The following is a 17,938-nucleotide window of genomic DNA, read 5'->3' as shown; positions in this document are numbered from 1 at the left end:
GGCTGGACGCGCAAGCTGACCGGCAAACCGACCATCACCGTCGGCAGCGTCGGCCTCGATGGCGAGTTCCTGCAATTCATGGTCAATACCGACAAGGTCGCGCAACCAGCGAGCCTGGAAAAACTGCTGGAGCGTCTGAACAATGACGAGTTCGATCTGGTGGCGGTGGGCCGTGCGCTGCTGGTAGATCCGGACTGGGCGCAGAAAGTGCGCGAAGGCCGCGAGCAGGACATTCTGCCGTTCAGCCGTGAGGCGTTGATGACGCTGGTTTGACCAACGTGGAGGGCTTGTCGCGAAGGTCGCGACAAGCCACCTGCAAATGGCTTTCGAACTGTTCGATGATGGCTGCCCAGCCTTGACGACTGGCATGCTGGCGGGCGTTCAATCGGACGCAACGCAAGGTTTCGTCTTCCTCCAGCAGCCACTGCGCTGCATCGCAAAACGCCTCTTCATCCCCCGGCATCGCCAACACGCCGTTGTAGCCGTGGCGAATATGTTGCGCGGCAGCCGCCTGATCGTAGGCTACCACGCCAAGACCTGAAGCCAGCGCTTCCAGCACGACGTTGCCGAACGTCTCGGTCATGCTCGGAAACAGGAACAGATCGCCGGACGCATAATGCGCCGCCAGCGCTTCCCCGCGTTGTGAGCCGCAGAAAATTGCCTCGGGCAATTCCTTTTCCAGGGTTACACGCTGCGGCCCGTCACCGACGATGATCAGTTTCAGATTGCGTTGGGGATAAGCGCTGGCGAGCTTTTCAAAGCAGCGTTTGAGCAATCCGAGGTTTTTCTCCGGCGCCAGGCGTCCTACGTGAATCACCGCGATGTCCTGCTCGCCCAGTCCCCATTGCTCACGCAAGGCGTTCAAACGTTTGGTCGGATGGAACAACTGACTGTCGACGCCTCGGGACAGCAGCGCCAGACGCTCGAAATGTCGGCGCTCCAGCTCCAGGCGCTGGCTTACGCTTGGCACCAGGGTCAGCGCCGAACGATTGTGGAACCAGCGCAGATAGTGAGTCAGCAAGCGCGTCAGCAGACCGAGTCCGTACTGATTGGTGTACTGCTGGAAATTGGTGTGGAAGCCGCTGACTACGGCGATGCCCAGGCGGCGTGCGGCGCGCAGTGCCGACAACCCGAGGGGGCCTTCGGTGGCGATATACAGCACGTCCGGGCGCTGGCGTGTCCAGCGGCGCAGCAACTTGTGCATCGACGACTGACCCCACTGCAACCCCGGATAACCCGGCAGTGGCCAGCCCCGGCACAACAGCAGCGCATCGTCTTCACTGCGCTGCGGATCGTCACCCTGACGCGGCCGCACCAGTTCCACCCGATGCCCGCGCGCGCGCAAACCGTCGCACAAGCGGCCAAGGGTATTGGCCACCCCGTTGATTTCCGGTGGGAAGGTTTCGCTGATCAGGGTGATATGTAGAGCTGTCGTCATGACCTCAGTGTCGGCTGAGGCCATGTCGTGGTTGTGACGTTGGGATGATGGATTTGTGACGGCGTCCGTCACCGAAAAATCAGCGCTATTTAGCCGTGATAAAAAGAATGTTTCCCGCAAAGAACGCGAGAAGTGTTCCCACGATATAAAGAACTGTACTGGTGCTTTTTAAGTCTTTGAGTTTGGCGAACCCAACGATTCCGTGGAGCATGTTCAAGGAAAACAGAGTAATTGCGGTGATCAGCAGAACACCGCCGCCGAGGTAGTGTGTAATCGTGTCGAAGTAAGTGATGTTCGGTAATTTGAATGCTTTGACACCTGCCCAGAGAACGACCCCACAAATTACGTAATTTCGAATGTGGTCAAAAACCCACTTTAGGGTTACGTCCTTGGTATCGAGATGCACCAAATGAAGGATCAGGCTGCTCAAGTCCAATTTTTTTTGGGGCTCGGAAAGGAGTTCTGTCGGGAATCCTTTCTTTTCTAGCTTCTGTGCAGGCTCAGGTTGGCCGTTGTTCAGCTCATTTTCCATCGGTGTATGTACTCCCTTTTACCCGGTCCAACGCAGTGCCGGGGCATGGGGATGATATCAAAACAATGGCATTTTTGGTGGCTGTTAACGTCGCAAAAACTCAATTGGCTAAGGGCGCTCAGCCTGCGTCACGAGGTTCTCGGCCCCGCGTTCACGAACCCAGAACAACGTAGCCCCGGCCACCGCCGCCGGCATCATCAGGATGTTCACCACCGGGATCAGCAGGGCCAGGTAGACGATCCCGCCGAAGCTCATGCTCTGCCAGCGCTTCTGGCGCAGCCAGGCGAGCATTTCGTTCCAGCCCAGTTTGTGGTTGTCCGCCGGGTAGTCGATGTACTGGATCGCCATCATCCACACGCCGAACAGCAGCCACAGCGGTGCGGCGACGATGTTCACCACCGGGATGAACGAGAGGATGAACAGGCCGATCGCCCGGGGCAGGAAGTAGCCGAGTTTGCGCATTTCCCGGGCCAGGGTGCGCGGGATCATCGCGATCAGCTCACCCCAGCTGAAAGCCGGGAAATCGTCGGTGCCGCGCACTACGACTTCGACTTTCTCCGCGAGGAAGCCGTTGAACGGTGCGGCGATCACGTTGGCCAGCATCGTGAATGTGAAGAACACCATCAATGCCACCAGCACCACGAACAGCGGCCACAGGATGTAGCTCAGGAAACCCAGCCAGTCGGGCAGCGACGGCATCAGGGTGTCGACCCAAAGGCTGAACTGGTGGCCGGCCAGATAGATCAATCCGACGAACAGCACCAGGTTGATGGCCAGCGGCAGCAGCACGAAAAGGCGCAGGCCAGGGCTCAAGACCAGTTTGAGGCCTTCGCGCAGGTATTGCGGGCCGGACAGAACAGGGGCAGGCATAAGGTGCTCCGAGCAAGGGAAAACGCGCCGACCTTACCGACTTTGCATAACCTGTGAAAGCGCGGCAGCGGGATCGACATTCACTGTAACAAAGACGTCTATCTCGTCAGTGTGTCGGCATAGAGACCACCTATGAGCTGGATTGTTAAACCGTATTTCCTTAATCTTGCCCCCCTCGATACGCTGCACCCAACTTTTTACAGGACTGTCGAGCTCATGCCTTCCCCAAGGTTATCCACAGTCCTTTTTTATTCTCGCCGGCAGTCCGGCGTCCGCGCCTGATGTATTGGCCGGTCAACAGGAGACAGGTTCATGTCTGAAGTCCGTCATTCGCGAGTGATCATCCTCGGTTCCGGCCCTGCCGGTTACAGCGCTGCTGTCTACGCTGCCCGTGCCAACCTCAAGCCGCTGCTGATCACCGGCATGCAGGCTGGCGGTCAACTGACCACCACCACCGAAGTCGACAACTGGCCGGGCGATGTCCACGGCCTGACCGGTCCGGTGCTGATGGAGCGCATGCGCGAACACGCCGAGCGTTTTGAAACCGAGATCGTCTTCGATCACATCAACGCCGTGGACTTCGCTTCCAAACCGTACAGCCTGACCGGCGACAGCGGCACTTACACCTGCGATGCCCTGATCATCGCCACCGGCGCCAGTGCTCGTTACCTGGGCCTGCCGTCGGAAGAAGCGTTCATGGGCAAAGGCGTTTCGGCCTGCGCGACATGCGACGGTTTCTTCTATCGCAACAAGCCAGTGGCTGTGGTCGGTGGCGGCAATACCGCTGTCGAAGAAGCCCTGTACCTGGCCAACATCGCCAGCAAGGTCACCCTGATCCACCGTCGCGAGACCTTCCGCGCCGAGAAGATCCTGATCGACAAGCTCAACGCCCGTGTGGCCGAAGGCAAGATCGAGCTGAAACTGAACGCGACCCTGGACGAAGTGCTGGGCGACAACATGGGCGTGACCGGTGCACGTCTGAAGAACAACGACGGCAGCTTCGACGAAATCAAGGTCGACGGCGTGTTCATCGCGATCGGCCACACCCCGAACACCTCGCTGTTCGAAGGTCAGCTGGAGTTGAAAGACGGCTACCTGGTGGTTCAGGGCGGCCGTGAAGGCAACGCCACTGCGACCAGCGTCGAAGGTATCTTCGCTGCCGGCGACGTGGCCGACCACGTTTACCGTCAGGCCATCACCTCGGCCGGCGCCGGCTGCATGGCGGCACTGGACACCGAGCGTTACCTGGACGATCTGCAGAACGCTTCGTTCTAAGAACGCAGGTACAAAAAAACCGGCCAATTGGCCGGTTTTTTCATGCTCGCGATTCGCTAGGGAATCAGCGGCGGGTCAGCGGTTGTGCTTCGAACTTCACACCGGCCAGACCGTGCTTGATCAGCGCACGGATATTGCCGTGGTCGCTGCCTTCAGGCGTCGCCACAACCGAACGGTAGTGCTCGCCGAATGCCAGCAGTGCTTCTTCATCGCTCAAGCCTTCCAGCAGCGCCAGACCCAGGGTCTTGCACGAACCTTCGTTCTGCCCGGCCGCGTTCTCCACGCCACCGTTGTTGAACGCCTGAGGCTGGTAGTCGTAACCGGCGGCGATGAAGGACAAGGTGTCGGCGAAAACGTGCTCGCCACTCTTGAGGCTGGCGCGCAGGGTGTTCAGATCACTCATTGGGTTTTCCTTTGGCGAACGCCGCTTGTTGTTCGGCGCTGGCTTCTTGCTGATATTGGGCTTTCCACTCGGCGTACGGCATGCCGTAAACCACTTCGCGGGCGTCGTCGAGGCTGACGTCGATCTGGCGCTCGTCGGCGGCTGCCTTGTACCACTTGGAAAGACAGTTGCGGCAGAACCCGGAGAGGTTCATCAGGTCGATGTTCTGCACATCCTTGCGGCTGTCCAGGTGGGCGACCAGCCGGCGGAAGGCGGCGGCTTCGAGTTCGAGGCGTTGTTGTTCGGTCATGGAGGTCTCTTCGAGACAGCTGAGAGCGGCAAGCTCCAAGCTGCAAGATTCTGAATTGTGGGGTGCCTTTAGCTTACCCCTTGGCGCTCGAAGCTTGAAGCTCAGCGGCTTGCCGAGAGCGTGATCGACACCGATTCGGCAAAACGCAAGGCATGCGGCTTGTCGACTTCGACCTCGGCATACAGCACCGATTCGTTGACCATCACCAGATCCAGCAGCTCCTGGGTCAGGCGTTCGAGCAGCGCGAAGCGGTTGCCCTCCACATGGGCGATGATCGCTTTGGTGATGGTGCGGTAGTTCAGCGCGTGGTCGATGTCGTTGTCACGCACCGCTTCCTGCGCGGCGTACAGGATGGTCAGGTTGATCAGCACATCCTGCTTATTGAGGATCTCGTCCTCGTTGATCCCGATAAAGGTGCGCAGGCGCAGATCCTTGACCCGGATGCGCGCCATTCCCGGTTGAAGTTGTGGCATTTACTTGCTCCGTCCAATCAATTGCAGGAACTCCTGGCGGGTGTTGCTCGACTCGCGGAAGACGCCGAGCATGACCGAGGTGTTCATGGTCGAATTCTGTTTCTCGACACCGCGCATCATCATGCACATGTGTCGGGCTTCGATGACCACCGCGACACCGGCGGCATCGGTGACTTGCTGGATCGCCTCGGCGATCTGCCGGGTGAGGTTTTCCTGGATCTGCAGGCGGCGGGCGAACATGTCCACCAGCCGTGCGATCTTCGACAGCCCCAGTACCTTGCCCGTCGGAATATAAGCCACATGGGCCTTGCCGATGAAGGGCAGCAGGTGATGTTCGCACAACGAGTAGAGCTCGATGTCGGCGACGATGATCATCTCGTCGGTGTCGGAAGCGAACAGCGCACCATTGACGATCTCGTCGACGCTCTGTTCATAGCCGTGACACAGATACTGCATAGCCTTGGCCGCACGTACCGGTGTGTCGAGCAAACCTTCACGATCAGGGTTTTCACCGAGACCGATCAGGATCTCGCGGTAATTCTCGGGCAGGGAACGGGTCATGAAGCATCCTCGCGGGGGGCGTTTTACTTGACGTGCCGCCCGCCGTTGACGGTCAGGGTCGTGCCGGTGACATAAGGGTTGTCGAGCAGATAGCGCAGGCTCTGATAGATCACTTCGCTGCCGGGTTCGATGCCCAGCGCGGACTTGGCCAGCGCCTTGGCGCGGTATGCCGCGTCGTCGTCGGGATTGAACAATAGCAGGGCCGGCGCGATGCCGTTGACCTTGATTGATGGGGCGTAGCGCGCGGCGAAGGACAGCGTGAGACTGTCGAGCCCGGCCTTGCTGGCGCAATAGCCGATGTGTTTGCTGCTGCCCTTGCGGGTGACGTCATCGCTGATGTGGATGATGTCGGCGGGGCTCGACCGTTGCAGCAGATCGGCGCAATACAGGTTGATCAGATACGGCGCCAGCATGTGGATGTTGAACATGCGGGTAAAGGCTTCGGCTTCGCCGTCCGCGTTTTCCGCCAGCCACTCGGAGGCGTTGTGCACGATGGCTCGCAGGCTGTCGGTGTGGGTCTTCAGCTCGGCGATGAACGCCATGATCGAAGCTTCACTGGAAAAGTTTGCGAACACGCCGATGGCGCCCAGGTCCCTTAACACTTTGACGCCCGGACGTTCGCTGCGGTAAGTGAAGATGACCCGGTGGCCGTCCTCAAGCAAACGCTGCGCACAATGCAGCCCGACGCGCTGGCCGGCGCCAGTGATGAGAATGGGAGCTGCGGAAGGGGTCATGAACGGCTCGCGTCGTGGGCAGAGCAAAAACTATAACAGCGACGCGAGCGATGGTTTCAGCGATTTTGCGTGGACGCTGCGCCAGGCAGTGGACGGGCCGGGGAACTGTTGAGCCAGCCGGCCAGCAGTCGTGTCGACAGAGGAATGAAAAAATAGACCATCAGCGGTGTCAGGCATAGCGTGCTGATGAACACGCGAGGCAACAGGCTCATTTCACCGAGCAGCGGGCCCAGCACGAAATTGAACAGCAGGGACACCGGGAAGAACGCCAACCAGATGGCTACGGCCTGTTTCCAGCGCGCAGGTCGCACGCCGGCTGCACCGAACCAGCCTTCGATGCCGCTGACCCGATGTTCGGTCGGATGGGCAAACAGATCACTGCCACGGACCAGCCACGCGGTGCGCGAGGCCGAGTGCTCCCAGGCGTGCAGGGTTAGTTCATCGACAAAGCGGAAAATGATCTGAAACTCATCGTCGCCGGGAGGCGGAGCCAGTACGCCAGAACCCAGGTAGCCGGGAAAGTCGGTGGCCAGTTGTTCGCCTTCGCGCAGCCAGGCGATCAGGTCCTGATAGCGGCCATCGGCGACGCGACGCGCGACCATCAGCGTGACGGGGGAAGTAGACATTGTATATCTCCGTATTACATGTGCGTCGTTCCGGGTAAGAACTTCGCCTGACGCAGCGCCGGGGTAGAGGGCTGCGCTTTTCGACAAGCAAGGATTATTCCTGATTATTGTGACGAAACCAGAGACGTTCGTCCCATTTCATCGCTTGAATCGAGATGGGGGATCAGAGTTAGAATGGGATCCAATTTTGCTTACTAGGACGCGTCCGCACACATGCCTGTCATTACTGACGTTCGCCCTGCTTTGCAGGCATCTGTTGCGCTTGAGCGCGAGGAGCTTTTCCCGATACGTGAAGTGGCGCGCCTTACCGGCGTGAACCCCGTTACGTTGCGCGCATGGGAGCGTCGTTATGGCCTGATCCAGCCGACACGCACCGAAAGTGGGCACCGGTTGTATTCGATGACCGATATCGAGCGCGTTCGCAGCATCGTCGACTGGATCGATCGGGGCGTGGCCGTGAGCAAGGTTGGCAAGATCCTGGCCAAGACAGAACCGATGAAGGCTTTGGCGCACTTCATTCCCGATGACATGGTGCAGGCCGACTACCTGCAATGGCAGGAGCAGATTCAGCGGGCGGTCAGTTCTTTCGATGACCAGGAACTGGATCGGGTCTACGGGCAGATTTTCTCTTCTTATGCGTTGCCCGCGGTGTTTCAGGACATCCTGATGCCGCTGTGGCTGAAGATGTTGCAGCGCCAGGATTCATTCGGGCAAACCAGTGAATGGCTGTTCTTCGACGGTTTCCTGAGAGCGCGCGTGCTGCAGCGCATCGTCATGTTGCGAGGCTCGCAACCGCGCAAGGTGATTGTCAGCGCCCTGGCCGGACAGTGCCGTGAACTTGAGTTGTTGGTGGCCGCGCTGTTTCTCAGTGAGCACGATGCGGGAGTACGGGTGTTGACCACTGGCCAGCCGTTCGATGAGCTGACGCTGGTCTGCGAAAGGATCAAACCCCAGGCGCTGGTACTGTTTTCCAACCATGCGCCGACTGCGGAATTACCCCGACGGCTGAATCGTCTGGCGCTGAGTCTTGACTGTCAGCTGTTGCTGGCCGGTGACGCAGCGGATCTGGCGCAAGACAGTCTGGCCGGTTCATCGGTGGGCTGTCTGGGCAATGAAGGGGCGACGATGCGCCAGCGCCTGAACCAGTTTCTCGCGGGGACGCTGGATACCTGAGGCTCAGGTGTGCAGGGCAGGGTGAGTCAGACGATGTTGCTGAAGGATGAACTGGCGCAGGCGCTCGGTCTCGTCGGCGTCGCTCTGGCTCAAGTCGTAGGCGTAGAAACCACTTTCGGTTTCCCGTTCGAAGGTGCCGCGCAGGGAAATCCGCTCATAGCCTGAAGGGCTGAACCACAGGGCGAAATGCTTCGGTGGCTTGGTCTTGTTGCGCACTTCCAGCAACACGCCTTTGTGCGAAACCTCGTGAACCCACAGCGTGCCCGGTTGGCCCTTGGCATTCTCCAGAGCTACCGGTTCTTCAAGGGCCAGACGCCATGGACGCACCATCGGCCCATCTTCATAAATGCTCGGTACACCCAGGCGCAGATGCAGGGCGTGGAATTCGTCTTCCACCAGATGCAACGGAAAGGTCATCTGCTGATTTTCGAAGTTGGCCTGGATGGTGACTTGCTCATGGGCCGCCAGGCGCGTGAGCAAATCACGGATTTGCGAACCACCATTGACCAGCAGGCTCGACGTCGCATCCCGCACATTGAGCTGCGGGTTGTGTTGCATGGTCTGGATAAAATCCAGCTCATCCTGGGTCAGGAGGGCGTCGCGTTGCATGGCTAACTCGAAATAAATAATTACAAAGTCATTGGTGATTGTAGTTAATGACAGTTAGTTCGCTGTTTTGTTTACGCCGTTCGTCGCTTTCAGGGCTGCGAGCTCTGCCTGGAGTGCCGCAACCTGGGCTTCCAGCTGCGCCACCCGCTGCTGCGCCTTGACCTGAACGGTCACGTCCTTTTGCACGCCGACGAAGTAAGTCTGTCCATCGTCAGCGTTTTTTACCGTCGACAGCGACAGCTCGTTCCAGAACGGCGTGCCGTCCTTGCGGTAGTTGCGGATGATTTCACGGCACGAACCGTTGCTGCGCAACGCCTCACGGATCACGGTCAGGTTTTCCTGATCGCGGTCACCGGCCTGTAGAAAACGGCAGTCCTGATACAGAATCTCTTCACTGGTGTAGCCCGTCAGACGTTCGAAAGCCGGGTTCACGTAAATCAGGATGTTGTCCTCTTTACCTTCTCGTTCAGCCACCACGATTCCATCGTTCGACGCGTCGATCACCATCTGCAGCAGGCTGGCATTGATCATCTTTGAATCCTTTCAGCTTGTCGGTGGCAGGCATTCTAGAAGATCAATCGGCGCTGTCTACTGGCCACCAGCGCTTATCGAGAGCCAATCGCAACATTGCGTCGGTGGCTGTTACTATCGCCGCTCTTTTTTTCAGTTTCAGGATCAGATTGATGAAAGTCGCCATCCTCTCCGGCTCGGTGTACGGCACGGCCGAAGAAGTCGCCCGCCACGCCCAGAGTCTGTTGAAAGCCGCCGGTTTTGAAACCTTCTACAACTCGCGTGCCAGCCTCGCCGACCTCCAGGCCTTTGGCCCGGAAGCCTTGCTCGCCGTGACCTCGACCACCGGCATGGGCGAGCTGCCGGACAACCTGCAACCTTTATATTCGGCCATCCGCGATCAACTGCCGGCGGCCTGGCGTGGTTTGCCCGGCGCGGTGATCGCATTGGGCGACGCCAGCTACGGCGATACCTTCTGCGGCGGCGGCGAGCAGATGCGTGAGCTGTTCGGCGAGCTTGGTGTGCGTGAAGTTCAGGACATGCTGCGCATCGACGCCAGCGAAAGCGTTACCCCGGAAACCGACGCCGAGCCTTGGCTGGAACAGTTGATCGCAGTGCTCAAGGGCTGATCCCACGCTCACGCAACAGCGCAAGCCACGCCTGTGCGGCCTTCGACAGATAGGCGCCTCGGCGCCAGATGAAAGCGATGTCCCAGCGCAGGTAATCCGGCGCGTTCAAGGTCAGGCGCACCACGCCTGGCCGCACCAGCCCGCGGGCCACCACGCTCGGCAGCAGCACCACGCCTTGCCCGGCGGCCACCAGTGCCGCGAGAAAATCCGCCTGGCCGCTACGGCCACCTTCTTTCGGGGTGAAGCCCACCTGCTGGCACGCCTGAAGCAAACGATCGTTGAGCACGAAACTGCGCTGATACAAAAGGAAAGGCGTGTCGGCCAGTTCCTCCAGAGCGATCTCGCCCTTGGTCGCCAATGGGTGATCCAACGGCAGCAGCGCATCGAGCGGTTCATCGCAGAATGGCTGGAAGTCGAACTGTGGGTCTTTCGGCCGCAGGCTGCCACCCAGTTCCAGTTCACCACTCAATACGGCCTGTTCGATATTGCGGCTGCCACCTTCGAGCAACTGCACGCTGATGTTCGGGTAACGCCGTCGGTATTCGGCGAACAGCCCGGCAAACAGCGCATCGCTGCCCAGCAAGGGCAAACCGAGACGCAACTCGCCGCGCGCCAGATGACTGAGGTCATCCAGTTCACTGAGTAATTCATGACGCAAGCGCAGCATGCCTTCGGCCCGTTGCAGCACCACGCTGCCGGCGGCGGTCAGGCGCAACTGCGAGCCCAGTCGTTCGAGCAGCGGCGTGCCCAGGCTCTGTTCGAGCTGAGCGATCTGCTTGCTCACGGCGGACTGACTGATGTGCAGGGTTTTTGCCGCCTGAGTGAAACCGCCCTGATGCATGACTTCGACGAAGGTTTTGAGCTGTTTGAATTCCATGGCCTGATTCCAGATTGGAATGGCTTTGAGTCTAACAATTCGCTTCTGGGATGGTAGTCCGGTTCGTAAAATAGGCCCCTGAAAGGAGCCCGCCCATGAAAGCCTCGACACTCAAATATCTCTCTCGCCTGCTGACCGAACTGGCCGTGCTGCTCGGTCTCTATCTGCTCGGCTGCCAGCTGGCTGCGTGGCTGGCCTGGCCGATTCCCGGTGGCGTGATCGGCATGGCGTTGCTGCTGCTGGCTTTTGCATTCGGCTGGGTCAAGCCGGCGGCGTTGCAAATGGGCGCGGGACTGCTGATGGCCGAGATGCTGCTGTTCTTCATTCCGGCCCTGATGAGCCTGCTGGATTACGGAGCATTGCTGCGTGATGACGGCTGGCGAATTCTGTTGGTGATCGCCGCCAGTACGCTGATGGTAATGCTGGTGACCGCGTTCACCGTGGAAATGGCCGTGCGCCTGAGGCGGTCACATGAAGCTTGAACTGATGCCGATGTTCTGGCTGGCGTTCACGCTGCTGGCTTACCTGTTCAGTCGCTGGCTGTATCGCCGGACCGGGCGCTACGTGTTGTCGCCACTGATTCTGGTCCCCGCGTTGTTGCTGGCCCTCGCCGTGCCGCTGCATACCGCTTATGCGGAGTACTCCAGCAACACCCATTGGTTGATGCTGGTGCTCGGCCCGGTCACCGTCGCGTTTGCGGTGCCGATCTGGCAACAGCGGCGTCTTCTGGTGCGTCACTGGTCTGCGTTGCTGCTGGGCATGCTGGCCGGCAGTACGGCGTCGATTGCGACTTCGTTTGGCCTGGCCAGGGCCCTGGCGCTGGACAGTTCGGTGACGCTGTCACTGGTGCCGCGCTCGATCACCACGCCGTTTGCCATGCCGCTGGCGCAGGATCTGGGCGGCGTGCCGGAACTGACGGCGGTGTTCGTGATGTTCACCGGTGTGTTCGGCGCAATGCTGGGCGGGGTGCTGCTCAAGTGGCTGCCGCTGCGCAGTGCCCTGGCGCGCGGCGCCCTGTTTGGCGTCGGCGCGCATGGTGCCGGCGTGAGTCGCGCCCATGAAGTGGGGGGCGAAGAAGGTTCGGTGGCGGGCCTGGTCATGGTGCTCACCGGGCTGCTCAATCTGTTCGCCGCGCCTTTGTTGGCGTCGTTGCTTTGACATGGATCCAAGCGGTTTGCGTAGCTGACCCGCTCAGTCATCAAGCTGGCTGCCAATGCAACTACGCGATCCCCCGGGGCTGACTAGACTGCTGACACCTGCCGAAAAAAACAAAAACAGAGGTGCATACAGTGAGCGTAGCCCCCGTCCCTTCTTCCTTGAATGTCAAAGACCAGGTCAGTGCTGCGGAGTGGCAGACCCGGGTCGATCTCGCGGCCTGCTATCGACTGGTCGCCCTGCATGGCTGGGACGATCTGATCTTCACCCACATTTCGGCCAAAGTACCTGGCACTGAAGATTTCCTGATCAACCCGTTCGGCCTGATGTTCCATGAAATCACCGCATCCAGCCTGGTGAAAGTCGACCAGGCCGGCAACAAACTCATGGACAGCCCCTACGAGATCAACCCTGCCGGTTACACCATTCACAGTGCCGTCCACGAAGTGCGACATGACGTGGCCTGCGTGCTGCATACCCACACCGCTTCCGGTGTTGCGGTGTCGGCACAGAAGCAGGGCGTGTTGCCGATCAGTCAGCAATCATTGTTCGTGCTGTCGAGCCTGGCCTTTCACGCTTATGAAGGCGTGGCGCTCAATCATGAAGAGAAAGCCCGGTTGCAGGCCGACCTCGGCGAAAACAATTTCCTGATGCTGCACAACCACGGCTTGCTGACCTGCGGCGGAACCATCGCCGACACGTTCCTGATGATGTTCACCTTTCAGCGTGCCTGTGACATCCAGGTCATGGCGCAAACCGGCGGTGCCGAGTTGATCGCCATCGAACCGCAGATTCTGGCGGGCGCCAAGGCGATGATCGCCGGTGTCACCAAAAGTGCTCAAGGCATGGGTGGCGCGCTGGCCTGGCCGGCGCTGCTGCGCAAACTCGATAAACAAGACCCGGGGTATAAACTCTAATGCCTCTCGCCGAGATTCCTCTGAGTGCCTGGCGCAAACGTAGCCAGAGCTTTGTGTTCCGTGGCCAGTCGATCCGCTTCTGGACGGCCGGACAGGGCGAACCGCTGCTGCTGATCCATGGCTTCCCGACGGCCAGTTGGGACTGGCATTACCTGTGGCAGCCGCTGTCCCAGCGATTTCGGGTGATCGCCTGCGACATGCTCGGTTTCGGCGACTCGGCCAAACCGCTTAACCACACCTACAGCCTGCTGGAGCAGGCCGATCTGCAACAGGCGTTGCTCGCGCATCTTCAGGTCGAGCAACCGGTGCATATCCTCGCCCATGACTATGGCGACAGCGTTGCCCAGGAACTGCTGGCCCGGCATTACGATGACCTTATCGAAGTTGCCAGTTGCGTGTTCCTCAACGGTGGTCTGTTCCCGGAAACCCATCGGCCGTTGCTGGCGCAAAAACTGTTGCTCAGCCCGTTGGGCTGGATGATCGGTCGAGCGTTCACCCGCGATGCGCTGGTGAAAAGCTTCCATCAGATCTTCGGCCCGGACACCCGGCCCAGTGAAAGTGAAATGGATGATTTCTGGAGCCTGATCGAGTGCAACCGCGGGCCGCGAATCATGCACAAGCTGATCACCTACATTCCCGAACGCCGGGTGCAGCGTGATCGTTGGGTCGCGGCGATGCAGCGCGGCGAGGTGCCGCTGCGGGTGATCGATGGCGAAGTCGATCCGATTTCCGGTGCGCACATGGTCGAGCGTTATCGCGAGCTGATTCCCGACGCGGACACCGTGCTGTTGCCAGGCATCGGTCATTACCCGCAAAGCGAGGCGCCGGTACAGGTGCTCAAGTACTACCTAGAATTTCGCGATCACTTCGTGTTGCCGCCGCGCAAGGTGGCGTGTTCCTGATGGCAGGGCGGAGGTGCTTTGCGCCTCCGCACGGTTTCATCATCCTCCAGCCTTATCGTGCACCATTCAGCCTCAGCCGTGTTCGTTGTGACCGCACGCTCTGTGCCTGACACTCAGGGACACTGTCCCTCAGGCCTGCTGGAGTTGCCCCGATGAATGAGTCTGTGCGTTTCGAAGATAAAGTCGTGATCGTCAGCGGAGCCGGCGGTGGCCTGGGGCGCGCTCACGCTTTGCTGTTCGCCAAGCAGGGCGCCAGGGTGCTGGTCAACGACCTCGGCGGCTCGACCCAGGGCGAAGGCGCCAACGCTTCGGCCGCCGACCGCGTGGTAGCGGAAATCCGTGAGGCCGGCGGTATCGCCGAGGCCAACCATGACTCGGTCACCGACGGTGACAAACTGGTGCAGAATGCCCTCGATGTATTCGGCCGCGTCGACGTGGTGGTCAACAACGCCGGGATCCTGCGCGACAAGACTTTCCACAAGATGGAAGACGCCGACTGGGATCTGGTCTACCGCGTCCACGTCGAAGGCGCCTACAAGGTGACCCGCGCTGCATGGCCACACCTGCGCGAGCAAAACTACGGCCGGGTGATCTTCACCGCGTCGACCTCGGGCATCTACGGCAACTTCGGCCAGTCCAACTACGGCATGGCCAAACTTGGTCTCTATGGCCTGACCCGCACCCTGGCCATCGAAGGTCGCAAGAACAACATTCTGGTCAACGCCATCGCCCCCACCGGCGGCACGCGCATGACCGAAGGCCTGATCCCGCCGCAAGTGTTCGAACAACTCAAACCGGAACTGGTCAGCCCGCTGGTGGTGTACCTGGCCAGCGAGCAATGCCAGGAAACCTCGGGCCTGTTCGAAGTCGGCGGCGGCTGGATGGGCAAGGTGCGCTGGGAGCGCAGCCTGGGTGCCGGGTTCGATCCGCGTGTGGGGTTCTCACCGGAAGATGTGGCGGCGCACTGGCAGCAGATTTGTGATTTCGAAGGGGCGGCGCATCCGAAGGACAATATCGAGGCGCTGAAGGAAATGATGGGGAATTTGCAGAAGTATTCGTTGTAATACATAAAGAGACGAGCAGGCATGAGTTGCCTGCTCGTTGTTTGCTTTCTATTCTTCGTTTTTAAATCCGGGTTTTCCGTTGGCAGCGCGCCAAGCCTTGATGGTTTCTAAAACTCCTGCCGGACTGTCGTCCGTACCCTCTTCCGGGTAGTAAAGAACGTCCGTTCCATTTGGGTGCTCCGAGGTTTTTACAATGTTGTCGACGATAGCGTCATGCTCTTTTTCTGACGAGTAATCACCTTCGACCAGCCGATTAATAAGTGCTACATATTCGGCTTCCGTATATTCCTCAAATTTATTCTTGAATTTCATTTTTTTGTTTTCTCATTTCGGAATGGGTTTCAATGTGTCGTTTTGGAGTTAATACACGAAGATTGTCTAGATCGTAAACCGAACCACCTTCAGCGATAGGTACGACATGATGTATATCCAGTTTTGTTTTTCCACCCACTTGTTCTGACCTGGGAGCTGTTGGTGAGAGACCCTTTTTTATGTCAAATTTACTGAAAGTGGTGAATTGTTCAAACAACGCTTGATCATTCCCTACCGCCTTCCAAAACGCCTTGCGAAATGCCCTGAAACTCGAAAACTCCCTACCTCTGAGCTTATCCGCAATTTGCGTCGGAATCGGCGCACCTTGCTGCGTCGCAGCTGTTCCCAACCAATTGCCTGAAACCGTTTGCCCTATCCCACTGGCGATACCGGGATCCTGCCGCCGATCCCGAAACATCGTGAAAATCGGCGGTATTCCAGAGTCGATCGGGAAAACCGTAACCAACCCATCAAACCCATACTGATCAAGCTGAGGAAATGGATCGATCCGTCCGCTGTCAGGCGTGACATCGGCGCCTTCGTAGTTCGGCAAGTCTGTGTCGGCGACTGGCAAATCTGTCGAAGGATTCAGCGGTTTTACCAACGGCGTCCAAGTGACGACAGGGCCTTTGGAGTCGCTTGCATTAGCAGTGGAAATGTAAGTGTTTTTCTGTACGTCAAAGCGTGCGAGTACCACAGGCACTTTGCTGGGGACTGTCACGCCATCGGTGCTGACGACGACAACTTCGACTGTGTTACCGAACGTTCTGGAGCCAAGCCTGACCGGCAGATCGACTTCACCGCCGGTCGTCGCCAGTTCGTACAGGTCGGTGTCCAAATCAGGCGCCAGTTCTGATAGCGGGACACTTGCAGCAAACAGGTCGCCGTTGCCCAGTTCCGAGGGAACGAGCAAAGCGGCGAACCCGACTATCACCGGCGCAGCCGCTGCGGAGATGGCCGCCAGCGCCAGGGACACCGCCGTTCGCAGCGATGTTCTGAGTGCCAGCGTGGTTGCCGGATTGTTGCCAAAAACACCGAGCGGCCCGGTAAAGGTGGGGCCGAATGCGGCCATTGATCCAGTATTGGCAAAGACCGTGGATTGTCCGCTCAGGGCGTTTTCTGCTTGCCGTCGGGCTTGCTCCCTGGCGGTCTTGCGCGCTTTCTTGCGGCGTTTTTTCTGTGCCTTTCGCAGCGCTTTCTGCTGTTTTTCCTGCCGTGTTTTTTCAGCCAGCTGCCGGCGCTCTTCAATGCGGCGCTGAACATCGGCTTGCGCTTGCAGACGTGCCTGCTCGGCAGCAATCTGCTGCGCGGCGACTTCGGCGGCGATTTGTGCCTGCTCATTTGCCAGCCGTTGCGCTTCAGCCAGCGCTGAGAGGCGCGCCTGTTCACGAGCCTGAGTTTCCTGCTGTTCTTTTTGCAGTCGCGCAGCTTCTGCCAGCGCATCAAGTCGTGCCTGCTCATTGATCCGCGCCAGTTCGGCAGCGGCTCTCTGCGCTTGTTGCTCGGCGGCGATTCGCGCTTGTTCGTTGGCCTGAACGGTCGCCAGCCAGTTGAGCACATTGACTTGCTGCTGGTTGAGCATCTGCAACGATTGCGACAACAGCCTCGCTTCGTGAGCGGCCCGGTATGAGAACGACCAGGTCTGAAAGGCAATGCCATCTGGCTTGAGAGGGCGCTCCATCGTTCGCGCCCGCGCAGTGAAATCGTTCAGCGGCCGATTCAGAGGATCCCCGCCATAAAACGTGTTGCCCAGCGCGGTCTGGCGATGAAACTCGGCCGTCTTGCGCGCCATCAGCGTATTGCGAACCCCAAGCTCGCGAATGATCGCTTCGGCAGGAGGCAGAGGGTGGGTTGAAACTTCAAGTCGGGCGGCGGCAAGTTCATGTTCGAGGGTTTGTGCAAGTTGACTGGATCGAACCTGAAACTCCTGATCCAGCACTTGAGTGGTGCCTTTCACGATATGTACGTTGCCCGCAAACGCAGGCGGCCGTTGAAAGGCGCCGCTACTGCTGACATCAAATGTAGTTGCGGGTAACGGGTTGTAGCCGGGAGGCGCTGGTGCTGTCGTGTGTACAGCTTCGGTCAGCTCCCATGCAGGAGGCCTTTGCATATTCATATCCTTTTGAATGTGCGTTGTCTGAAAGTGATGAGTTGTTCTGTCATTTGAAGTTACAGGGGAAACGTCGGTGACGAGTCTGAGAGTCCTGTAGGCAGTTACAGAAGGGGGCGGCAGAAGATTCGTTGATAGTTAACGAAGTAAAGTTCTTCGTTATTTAACTAAGGAAGTTTCCGAAATAGATTCAGGAAATATCTGACAGTGGCGAGGGGAGTGACTGATTGCTGACTCGGCGCGATAAACCAGCGCCCATAAAAAAGGCCGCTGCAAACGCAGCGGCCAAGGTAAGACGTTGGATCAAGGAGCTACAAATCAACGTCAGTGAACACCGGGGGCGATGGAGCGAAAAACACTTCACTCCATCAGAAATCGGTTGCCGACGACTCGGTCTCGGACTTTGTGCTTCGTGGCGGTCTGCCGTGAAAGCCCGCTCAGAATAAGCGTCTGAGGCCAAAGGAAAAATAGCGATTCCG

At 58.9% G+C, this 17,938-nt stretch carries 22 protein-coding genes and 1 pseudogene; 9 read left to right on the top strand and 14 right to left on the bottom strand.

Annotated features, from left to right (window positions below):
• Nucleotides 1-273, top strand: a pseudogene (locus ACW9HX_RS20935) (12-oxophytodienoate reductase); the annotation flags it as partial.
• Here the strand turns inward: ACW9HX_RS20935 and ACW9HX_RS20930 are convergent.
• The 3 genes from ACW9HX_RS20930 to cysZ form a co-directional block, all read right to left on the bottom strand.
• Nucleotides 242-1,462: a glycosyltransferase family 4 protein gene (locus ACW9HX_RS20930; RefSeq protein ID WP_457382071.1), complete on the bottom strand. Its 1,221-nt coding sequence runs from the start codon at nucleotides 1,460-1,462 to the stop codon at nucleotides 242-244. The pseudogene ACW9HX_RS20935 and the gene ACW9HX_RS20930 sit on opposite strands and share 32 nt — an antisense overlap.
• Nucleotides 1,463-1,523: 61 nt before the next feature.
• Complete coding sequence (locus ACW9HX_RS20925; RefSeq protein ID WP_457382070.1) at nucleotides 1,524-1,970, bottom strand: hypothetical protein; 447 nt, start codon at nucleotides 1,968-1,970, stop codon at nucleotides 1,524-1,526.
• Nucleotides 1,971-2,078: 108 nt separating this feature from the next.
• A complete protein-coding gene (cysZ, locus tag ACW9HX_RS20920) occupies nucleotides 2,079-2,840 on the bottom strand; it encodes a sulfate transporter CysZ (RefSeq protein WP_457382069.1) in 762 nt (253 codons plus the stop codon).
• A gap of 312 nt (nucleotides 2,841-3,152) precedes the next feature.
• Between cysZ and trxB the strand changes: the two genes are divergently transcribed.
• Nucleotides 3,153-4,115 carry a thioredoxin-disulfide reductase gene (trxB, locus tag ACW9HX_RS20915; protein WP_085711762.1) on the top strand — a complete coding sequence of 321 codons (963 nt, stop codon included), beginning with the start codon at nucleotides 3,153-3,155 and terminating at the stop codon, nucleotides 4,113-4,115.
• A gap of 64 nt (nucleotides 4,116-4,179) precedes the next feature.
• On the opposite strand, the gene ACW9HX_RS20910 is transcribed toward trxB, so the two are convergent.
• From ACW9HX_RS20910 to ACW9HX_RS20885, 6 genes are all read right to left on the bottom strand, one after another.
• Nucleotides 4,180-4,518: a HopJ type III effector protein gene (locus ACW9HX_RS20910; RefSeq protein ID WP_134825513.1), complete on the bottom strand. Its 339-nt coding sequence runs from the start codon at nucleotides 4,516-4,518 to the stop codon at nucleotides 4,180-4,182.
• Nucleotides 4,511-4,807: a DUF1244 domain-containing protein gene (locus ACW9HX_RS20905; protein WP_102619451.1), complete on the bottom strand. Its 297-nt coding sequence runs from the start codon at nucleotides 4,805-4,807 to the stop codon at nucleotides 4,511-4,513. Before ACW9HX_RS20905 ends, ACW9HX_RS20910 begins: the two co-directional genes overlap by 8 nt.
• 101 nt (nucleotides 4,808-4,908) lie before the next feature.
• Complete coding sequence (gene folX / locus ACW9HX_RS20900; protein WP_457382068.1) at nucleotides 4,909-5,280, bottom strand: dihydroneopterin triphosphate 2'-epimerase; 372 nt, start codon at nucleotides 5,278-5,280, stop codon at nucleotides 4,909-4,911.
• Complete coding sequence (folE, locus tag ACW9HX_RS20895) at nucleotides 5,281-5,841, bottom strand: GTP cyclohydrolase I FolE (RefSeq protein ID WP_457382067.1); 561 nt, start codon at nucleotides 5,839-5,841, stop codon at nucleotides 5,281-5,283. It abuts the gene before it with no gap.
• A 23-nt stretch (nucleotides 5,842-5,864) separates the two neighbouring features.
• A complete protein-coding gene (gene folM, locus ACW9HX_RS20890) occupies nucleotides 5,865-6,575 on the bottom strand; it encodes a dihydromonapterin reductase (RefSeq protein WP_457382066.1) in 711 nt (236 codons plus the stop codon).
• 56 nt (nucleotides 6,576-6,631) lie between these two features.
• A complete protein-coding gene (locus tag ACW9HX_RS20885; RefSeq protein WP_457382065.1) occupies nucleotides 6,632-7,201 on the bottom strand; it encodes an antibiotic biosynthesis monooxygenase in 570 nt (189 codons plus the stop codon).
• Nucleotides 7,202-7,414: 213 nt separating this feature from the next.
• Here ACW9HX_RS20885 and ACW9HX_RS20880 point away from each other — a divergent pair, with 213 nt between their 5' ends.
• Nucleotides 7,415-8,374 (top strand): MerR family transcriptional regulator, encoded by a 960-nt coding sequence (locus ACW9HX_RS20880; RefSeq protein WP_457382064.1) that lies wholly within the window; start codon nucleotides 7,415-7,417, stop codon nucleotides 8,372-8,374.
• 3 nt (nucleotides 8,375-8,377) lie between these two features.
• Here the strand turns inward: ACW9HX_RS20880 and ACW9HX_RS20875 are convergent, their stop codons facing one another.
• Together ACW9HX_RS20875 and ACW9HX_RS20870 are read right to left on the bottom strand one after the other, a co-directional pair.
• Nucleotides 8,378-8,983, bottom strand: coding sequence for a hypothetical protein (locus tag ACW9HX_RS20875; RefSeq protein WP_457382063.1), 606 nt, complete (start codon nucleotides 8,981-8,983; stop codon nucleotides 8,378-8,380).
• A 54-nt stretch (nucleotides 8,984-9,037) separates the two neighbouring features.
• A complete protein-coding gene (locus ACW9HX_RS20870; RefSeq protein WP_457382062.1) occupies nucleotides 9,038-9,514 on the bottom strand; it encodes a PAS domain-containing protein in 477 nt (158 codons plus the stop codon).
• A 152-nt stretch (nucleotides 9,515-9,666) separates the two neighbouring features.
• Between ACW9HX_RS20870 and ACW9HX_RS20865 the strand changes: the two genes are divergently transcribed.
• The gene (locus ACW9HX_RS20865; RefSeq protein ID WP_457382061.1) at nucleotides 9,667-10,122 is read left to right on the top strand and encodes a flavodoxin; all 456 of its coding nucleotides are present in this window, start codon (nucleotides 9,667-9,669) and stop codon (nucleotides 10,120-10,122) included.
• Here ACW9HX_RS20865 and ACW9HX_RS20860 read toward each other — a convergent pair.
• On the bottom strand, nucleotides 10,112-10,999 hold the full coding sequence (locus tag ACW9HX_RS20860) for a LysR family transcriptional regulator (protein WP_457382060.1): 888 nt from the start codon (nucleotides 10,997-10,999) through the stop codon (nucleotides 10,112-10,114). The genes ACW9HX_RS20865 and ACW9HX_RS20860 overlap by 11 nt on opposite strands.
• A gap of 95 nt (nucleotides 11,000-11,094) precedes the next feature.
• Here ACW9HX_RS20860 and ACW9HX_RS20855 point away from each other — a divergent pair, with 95 nt between their 5' ends.
• The 5 genes from ACW9HX_RS20855 to ACW9HX_RS20835 all read left to right on the top strand — a co-directional run bounded on the left by ACW9HX_RS20855 (nucleotide 11,095) and on the right by ACW9HX_RS20835 (nucleotide 15,037).
• Entirely contained in the window at nucleotides 11,095-11,481 is a 387-nt protein-coding gene (locus ACW9HX_RS20855; RefSeq protein WP_457382059.1) for a CidA/LrgA family protein, read from the top strand.
• Nucleotides 11,471-12,157 (top strand): LrgB family protein, encoded by a 687-nt coding sequence (locus ACW9HX_RS20850; RefSeq protein WP_192559802.1) that lies wholly within the window; start codon nucleotides 11,471-11,473, stop codon nucleotides 12,155-12,157. The genes ACW9HX_RS20855 and ACW9HX_RS20850 overlap by 11 nt, the downstream gene beginning before the upstream one ends.
• Nucleotides 12,158-12,288: 131 nt before the next feature.
• The gene (locus ACW9HX_RS20845) at nucleotides 12,289-13,071 is read left to right on the top strand and encodes a class II aldolase/adducin family protein (RefSeq protein WP_085729651.1); all 783 of its coding nucleotides are present in this window, start codon (nucleotides 12,289-12,291) and stop codon (nucleotides 13,069-13,071) included.
• The gene (locus tag ACW9HX_RS20840) at nucleotides 13,071-13,973 is read left to right on the top strand and encodes an alpha/beta fold hydrolase (RefSeq protein ID WP_457382058.1); all 903 of its coding nucleotides are present in this window, start codon (nucleotides 13,071-13,073) and stop codon (nucleotides 13,971-13,973) included. Before ACW9HX_RS20845 ends, ACW9HX_RS20840 begins: the two co-directional genes overlap by 1 nt.
• A gap of 152 nt (nucleotides 13,974-14,125) precedes the next feature.
• A complete protein-coding gene (locus ACW9HX_RS20835; protein ID WP_457382057.1) occupies nucleotides 14,126-15,037 on the top strand; it encodes an SDR family oxidoreductase in 912 nt (303 codons plus the stop codon).
• A 48-nt stretch (nucleotides 15,038-15,085) separates the two neighbouring features.
• On the opposite strand, the gene ACW9HX_RS20830 is transcribed toward ACW9HX_RS20835, so the two are convergent.
• Complete coding sequence (locus ACW9HX_RS20830) at nucleotides 15,086-15,349, bottom strand: bacteriocin immunity protein (protein WP_041475141.1); 264 nt, start codon at nucleotides 15,347-15,349, stop codon at nucleotides 15,086-15,088.
• On the bottom strand, nucleotides 15,333-17,459 hold the full coding sequence (locus ACW9HX_RS20825) for an S-type pyocin domain-containing protein (RefSeq protein ID WP_457382056.1): 2,127 nt from the start codon (nucleotides 17,457-17,459) through the stop codon (nucleotides 15,333-15,335). The genes ACW9HX_RS20830 and ACW9HX_RS20825 overlap by 17 nt, the downstream gene beginning before the upstream one ends.
• Between the last annotated feature and the right edge of the window lie 479 nt (nucleotides 17,460-17,938).

Source organism: Pseudomonas sp. SDO52101_S400, assembly GCF_054071635.1.
This window is presented reverse-complemented; position numbering and strand designations above follow the sequence as displayed.

What these genes read in the sequence shown, in the direction of transcription:
- ACW9HX_RS20910 (WP_134825513.1), bottom strand. Translation starts at nt 4,518, where the DNA reads ATGAGTGATCTGAACACCCTGCGCGCCAGCCTCAAGAGTGGCGAGCAC.
- ACW9HX_RS20930 (WP_457382071.1), bottom strand. Translation starts at nt 1,462, where the DNA reads ATGGCCTCAGCCGACACTGAGGTCATGACGACAGCTCTACATATCACC.
- cysZ (WP_457382069.1), bottom strand. Translation starts at nt 2,840, where the DNA reads ATGCCTGCCCCTGTTCTGTCCGGCCCGCAATACCTGCGCGAAGGCCTC.
- trxB (WP_085711762.1), top strand. Translation starts at nt 3,153, where the DNA reads ATGTCTGAAGTCCGTCATTCGCGAGTGATCATCCTCGGTTCCGGCCCT.
- ACW9HX_RS20905 (WP_102619451.1), bottom strand. Translation starts at nt 4,807, where the DNA reads ATGACCGAACAACAACGCCTCGAACTCGAAGCCGCCGCCTTCCGCCGG.
- ACW9HX_RS20860 (WP_457382060.1), bottom strand. Translation starts at nt 10,999, where the DNA reads ATGGAATTCAAACAGCTCAAAACCTTCGTCGAAGTCATGCATCAGGGC.
- ACW9HX_RS20885 (WP_457382065.1), bottom strand. Translation starts at nt 7,201, where the DNA reads ATGTCTACTTCCCCCGTCACGCTGATGGTCGCGCGTCGCGTCGCCGAT.
- ACW9HX_RS20840 (WP_457382058.1), top strand. Translation starts at nt 13,071, where the DNA reads ATGCCTCTCGCCGAGATTCCTCTGAGTGCCTGGCGCAAACGTAGCCAG.
- folM (WP_457382066.1), bottom strand. Translation starts at nt 6,575, where the DNA reads ATGACCCCTTCCGCAGCTCCCATTCTCATCACTGGCGCCGGCCAGCGC.
- ACW9HX_RS20835 (WP_457382057.1), top strand. Translation starts at nt 14,126, where the DNA reads ATGAATGAGTCTGTGCGTTTCGAAGATAAAGTCGTGATCGTCAGCGGA.
- ACW9HX_RS20825 (WP_457382056.1), bottom strand. Translation starts at nt 17,459, where the DNA reads ATGCAAAGGCCTCCTGCATGGGAGCTGACCGAAGCTGTACACACGACA.
- ACW9HX_RS20870 (WP_457382062.1), bottom strand. Translation starts at nt 9,514, where the DNA reads ATGATCAATGCCAGCCTGCTGCAGATGGTGATCGACGCGTCGAACGAT.
- ACW9HX_RS20850 (WP_192559802.1), top strand. Translation starts at nt 11,471, where the DNA reads ATGAAGCTTGAACTGATGCCGATGTTCTGGCTGGCGTTCACGCTGCTG.
- ACW9HX_RS20830 (WP_041475141.1), bottom strand. Translation starts at nt 15,349, where the DNA reads ATGAAATTCAAGAATAAATTTGAGGAATATACGGAAGCCGAATATGTA.
- ACW9HX_RS20925 (WP_457382070.1), bottom strand. Translation starts at nt 1,970, where the DNA reads ATGGAAAATGAGCTGAACAACGGCCAACCTGAGCCTGCACAGAAGCTA.
- ACW9HX_RS20855 (WP_457382059.1), top strand. Translation starts at nt 11,095, where the DNA reads ATGAAAGCCTCGACACTCAAATATCTCTCTCGCCTGCTGACCGAACTG.
- folE (WP_457382067.1), bottom strand. Translation starts at nt 5,841, where the DNA reads ATGACCCGTTCCCTGCCCGAGAATTACCGCGAGATCCTGATCGGTCTC.
- ACW9HX_RS20875 (WP_457382063.1), bottom strand. Translation starts at nt 8,983, where the DNA reads ATGCAACGCGACGCCCTCCTGACCCAGGATGAGCTGGATTTTATCCAG.
- folX (WP_457382068.1), bottom strand. Translation starts at nt 5,280, where the DNA reads ATGCCACAACTTCAACCGGGAATGGCGCGCATCCGGGTCAAGGATCTG.
- ACW9HX_RS20865 (WP_457382061.1), top strand. Translation starts at nt 9,667, where the DNA reads ATGAAAGTCGCCATCCTCTCCGGCTCGGTGTACGGCACGGCCGAAGAA.
- ACW9HX_RS20880 (WP_457382064.1), top strand. Translation starts at nt 7,415, where the DNA reads ATGCCTGTCATTACTGACGTTCGCCCTGCTTTGCAGGCATCTGTTGCG.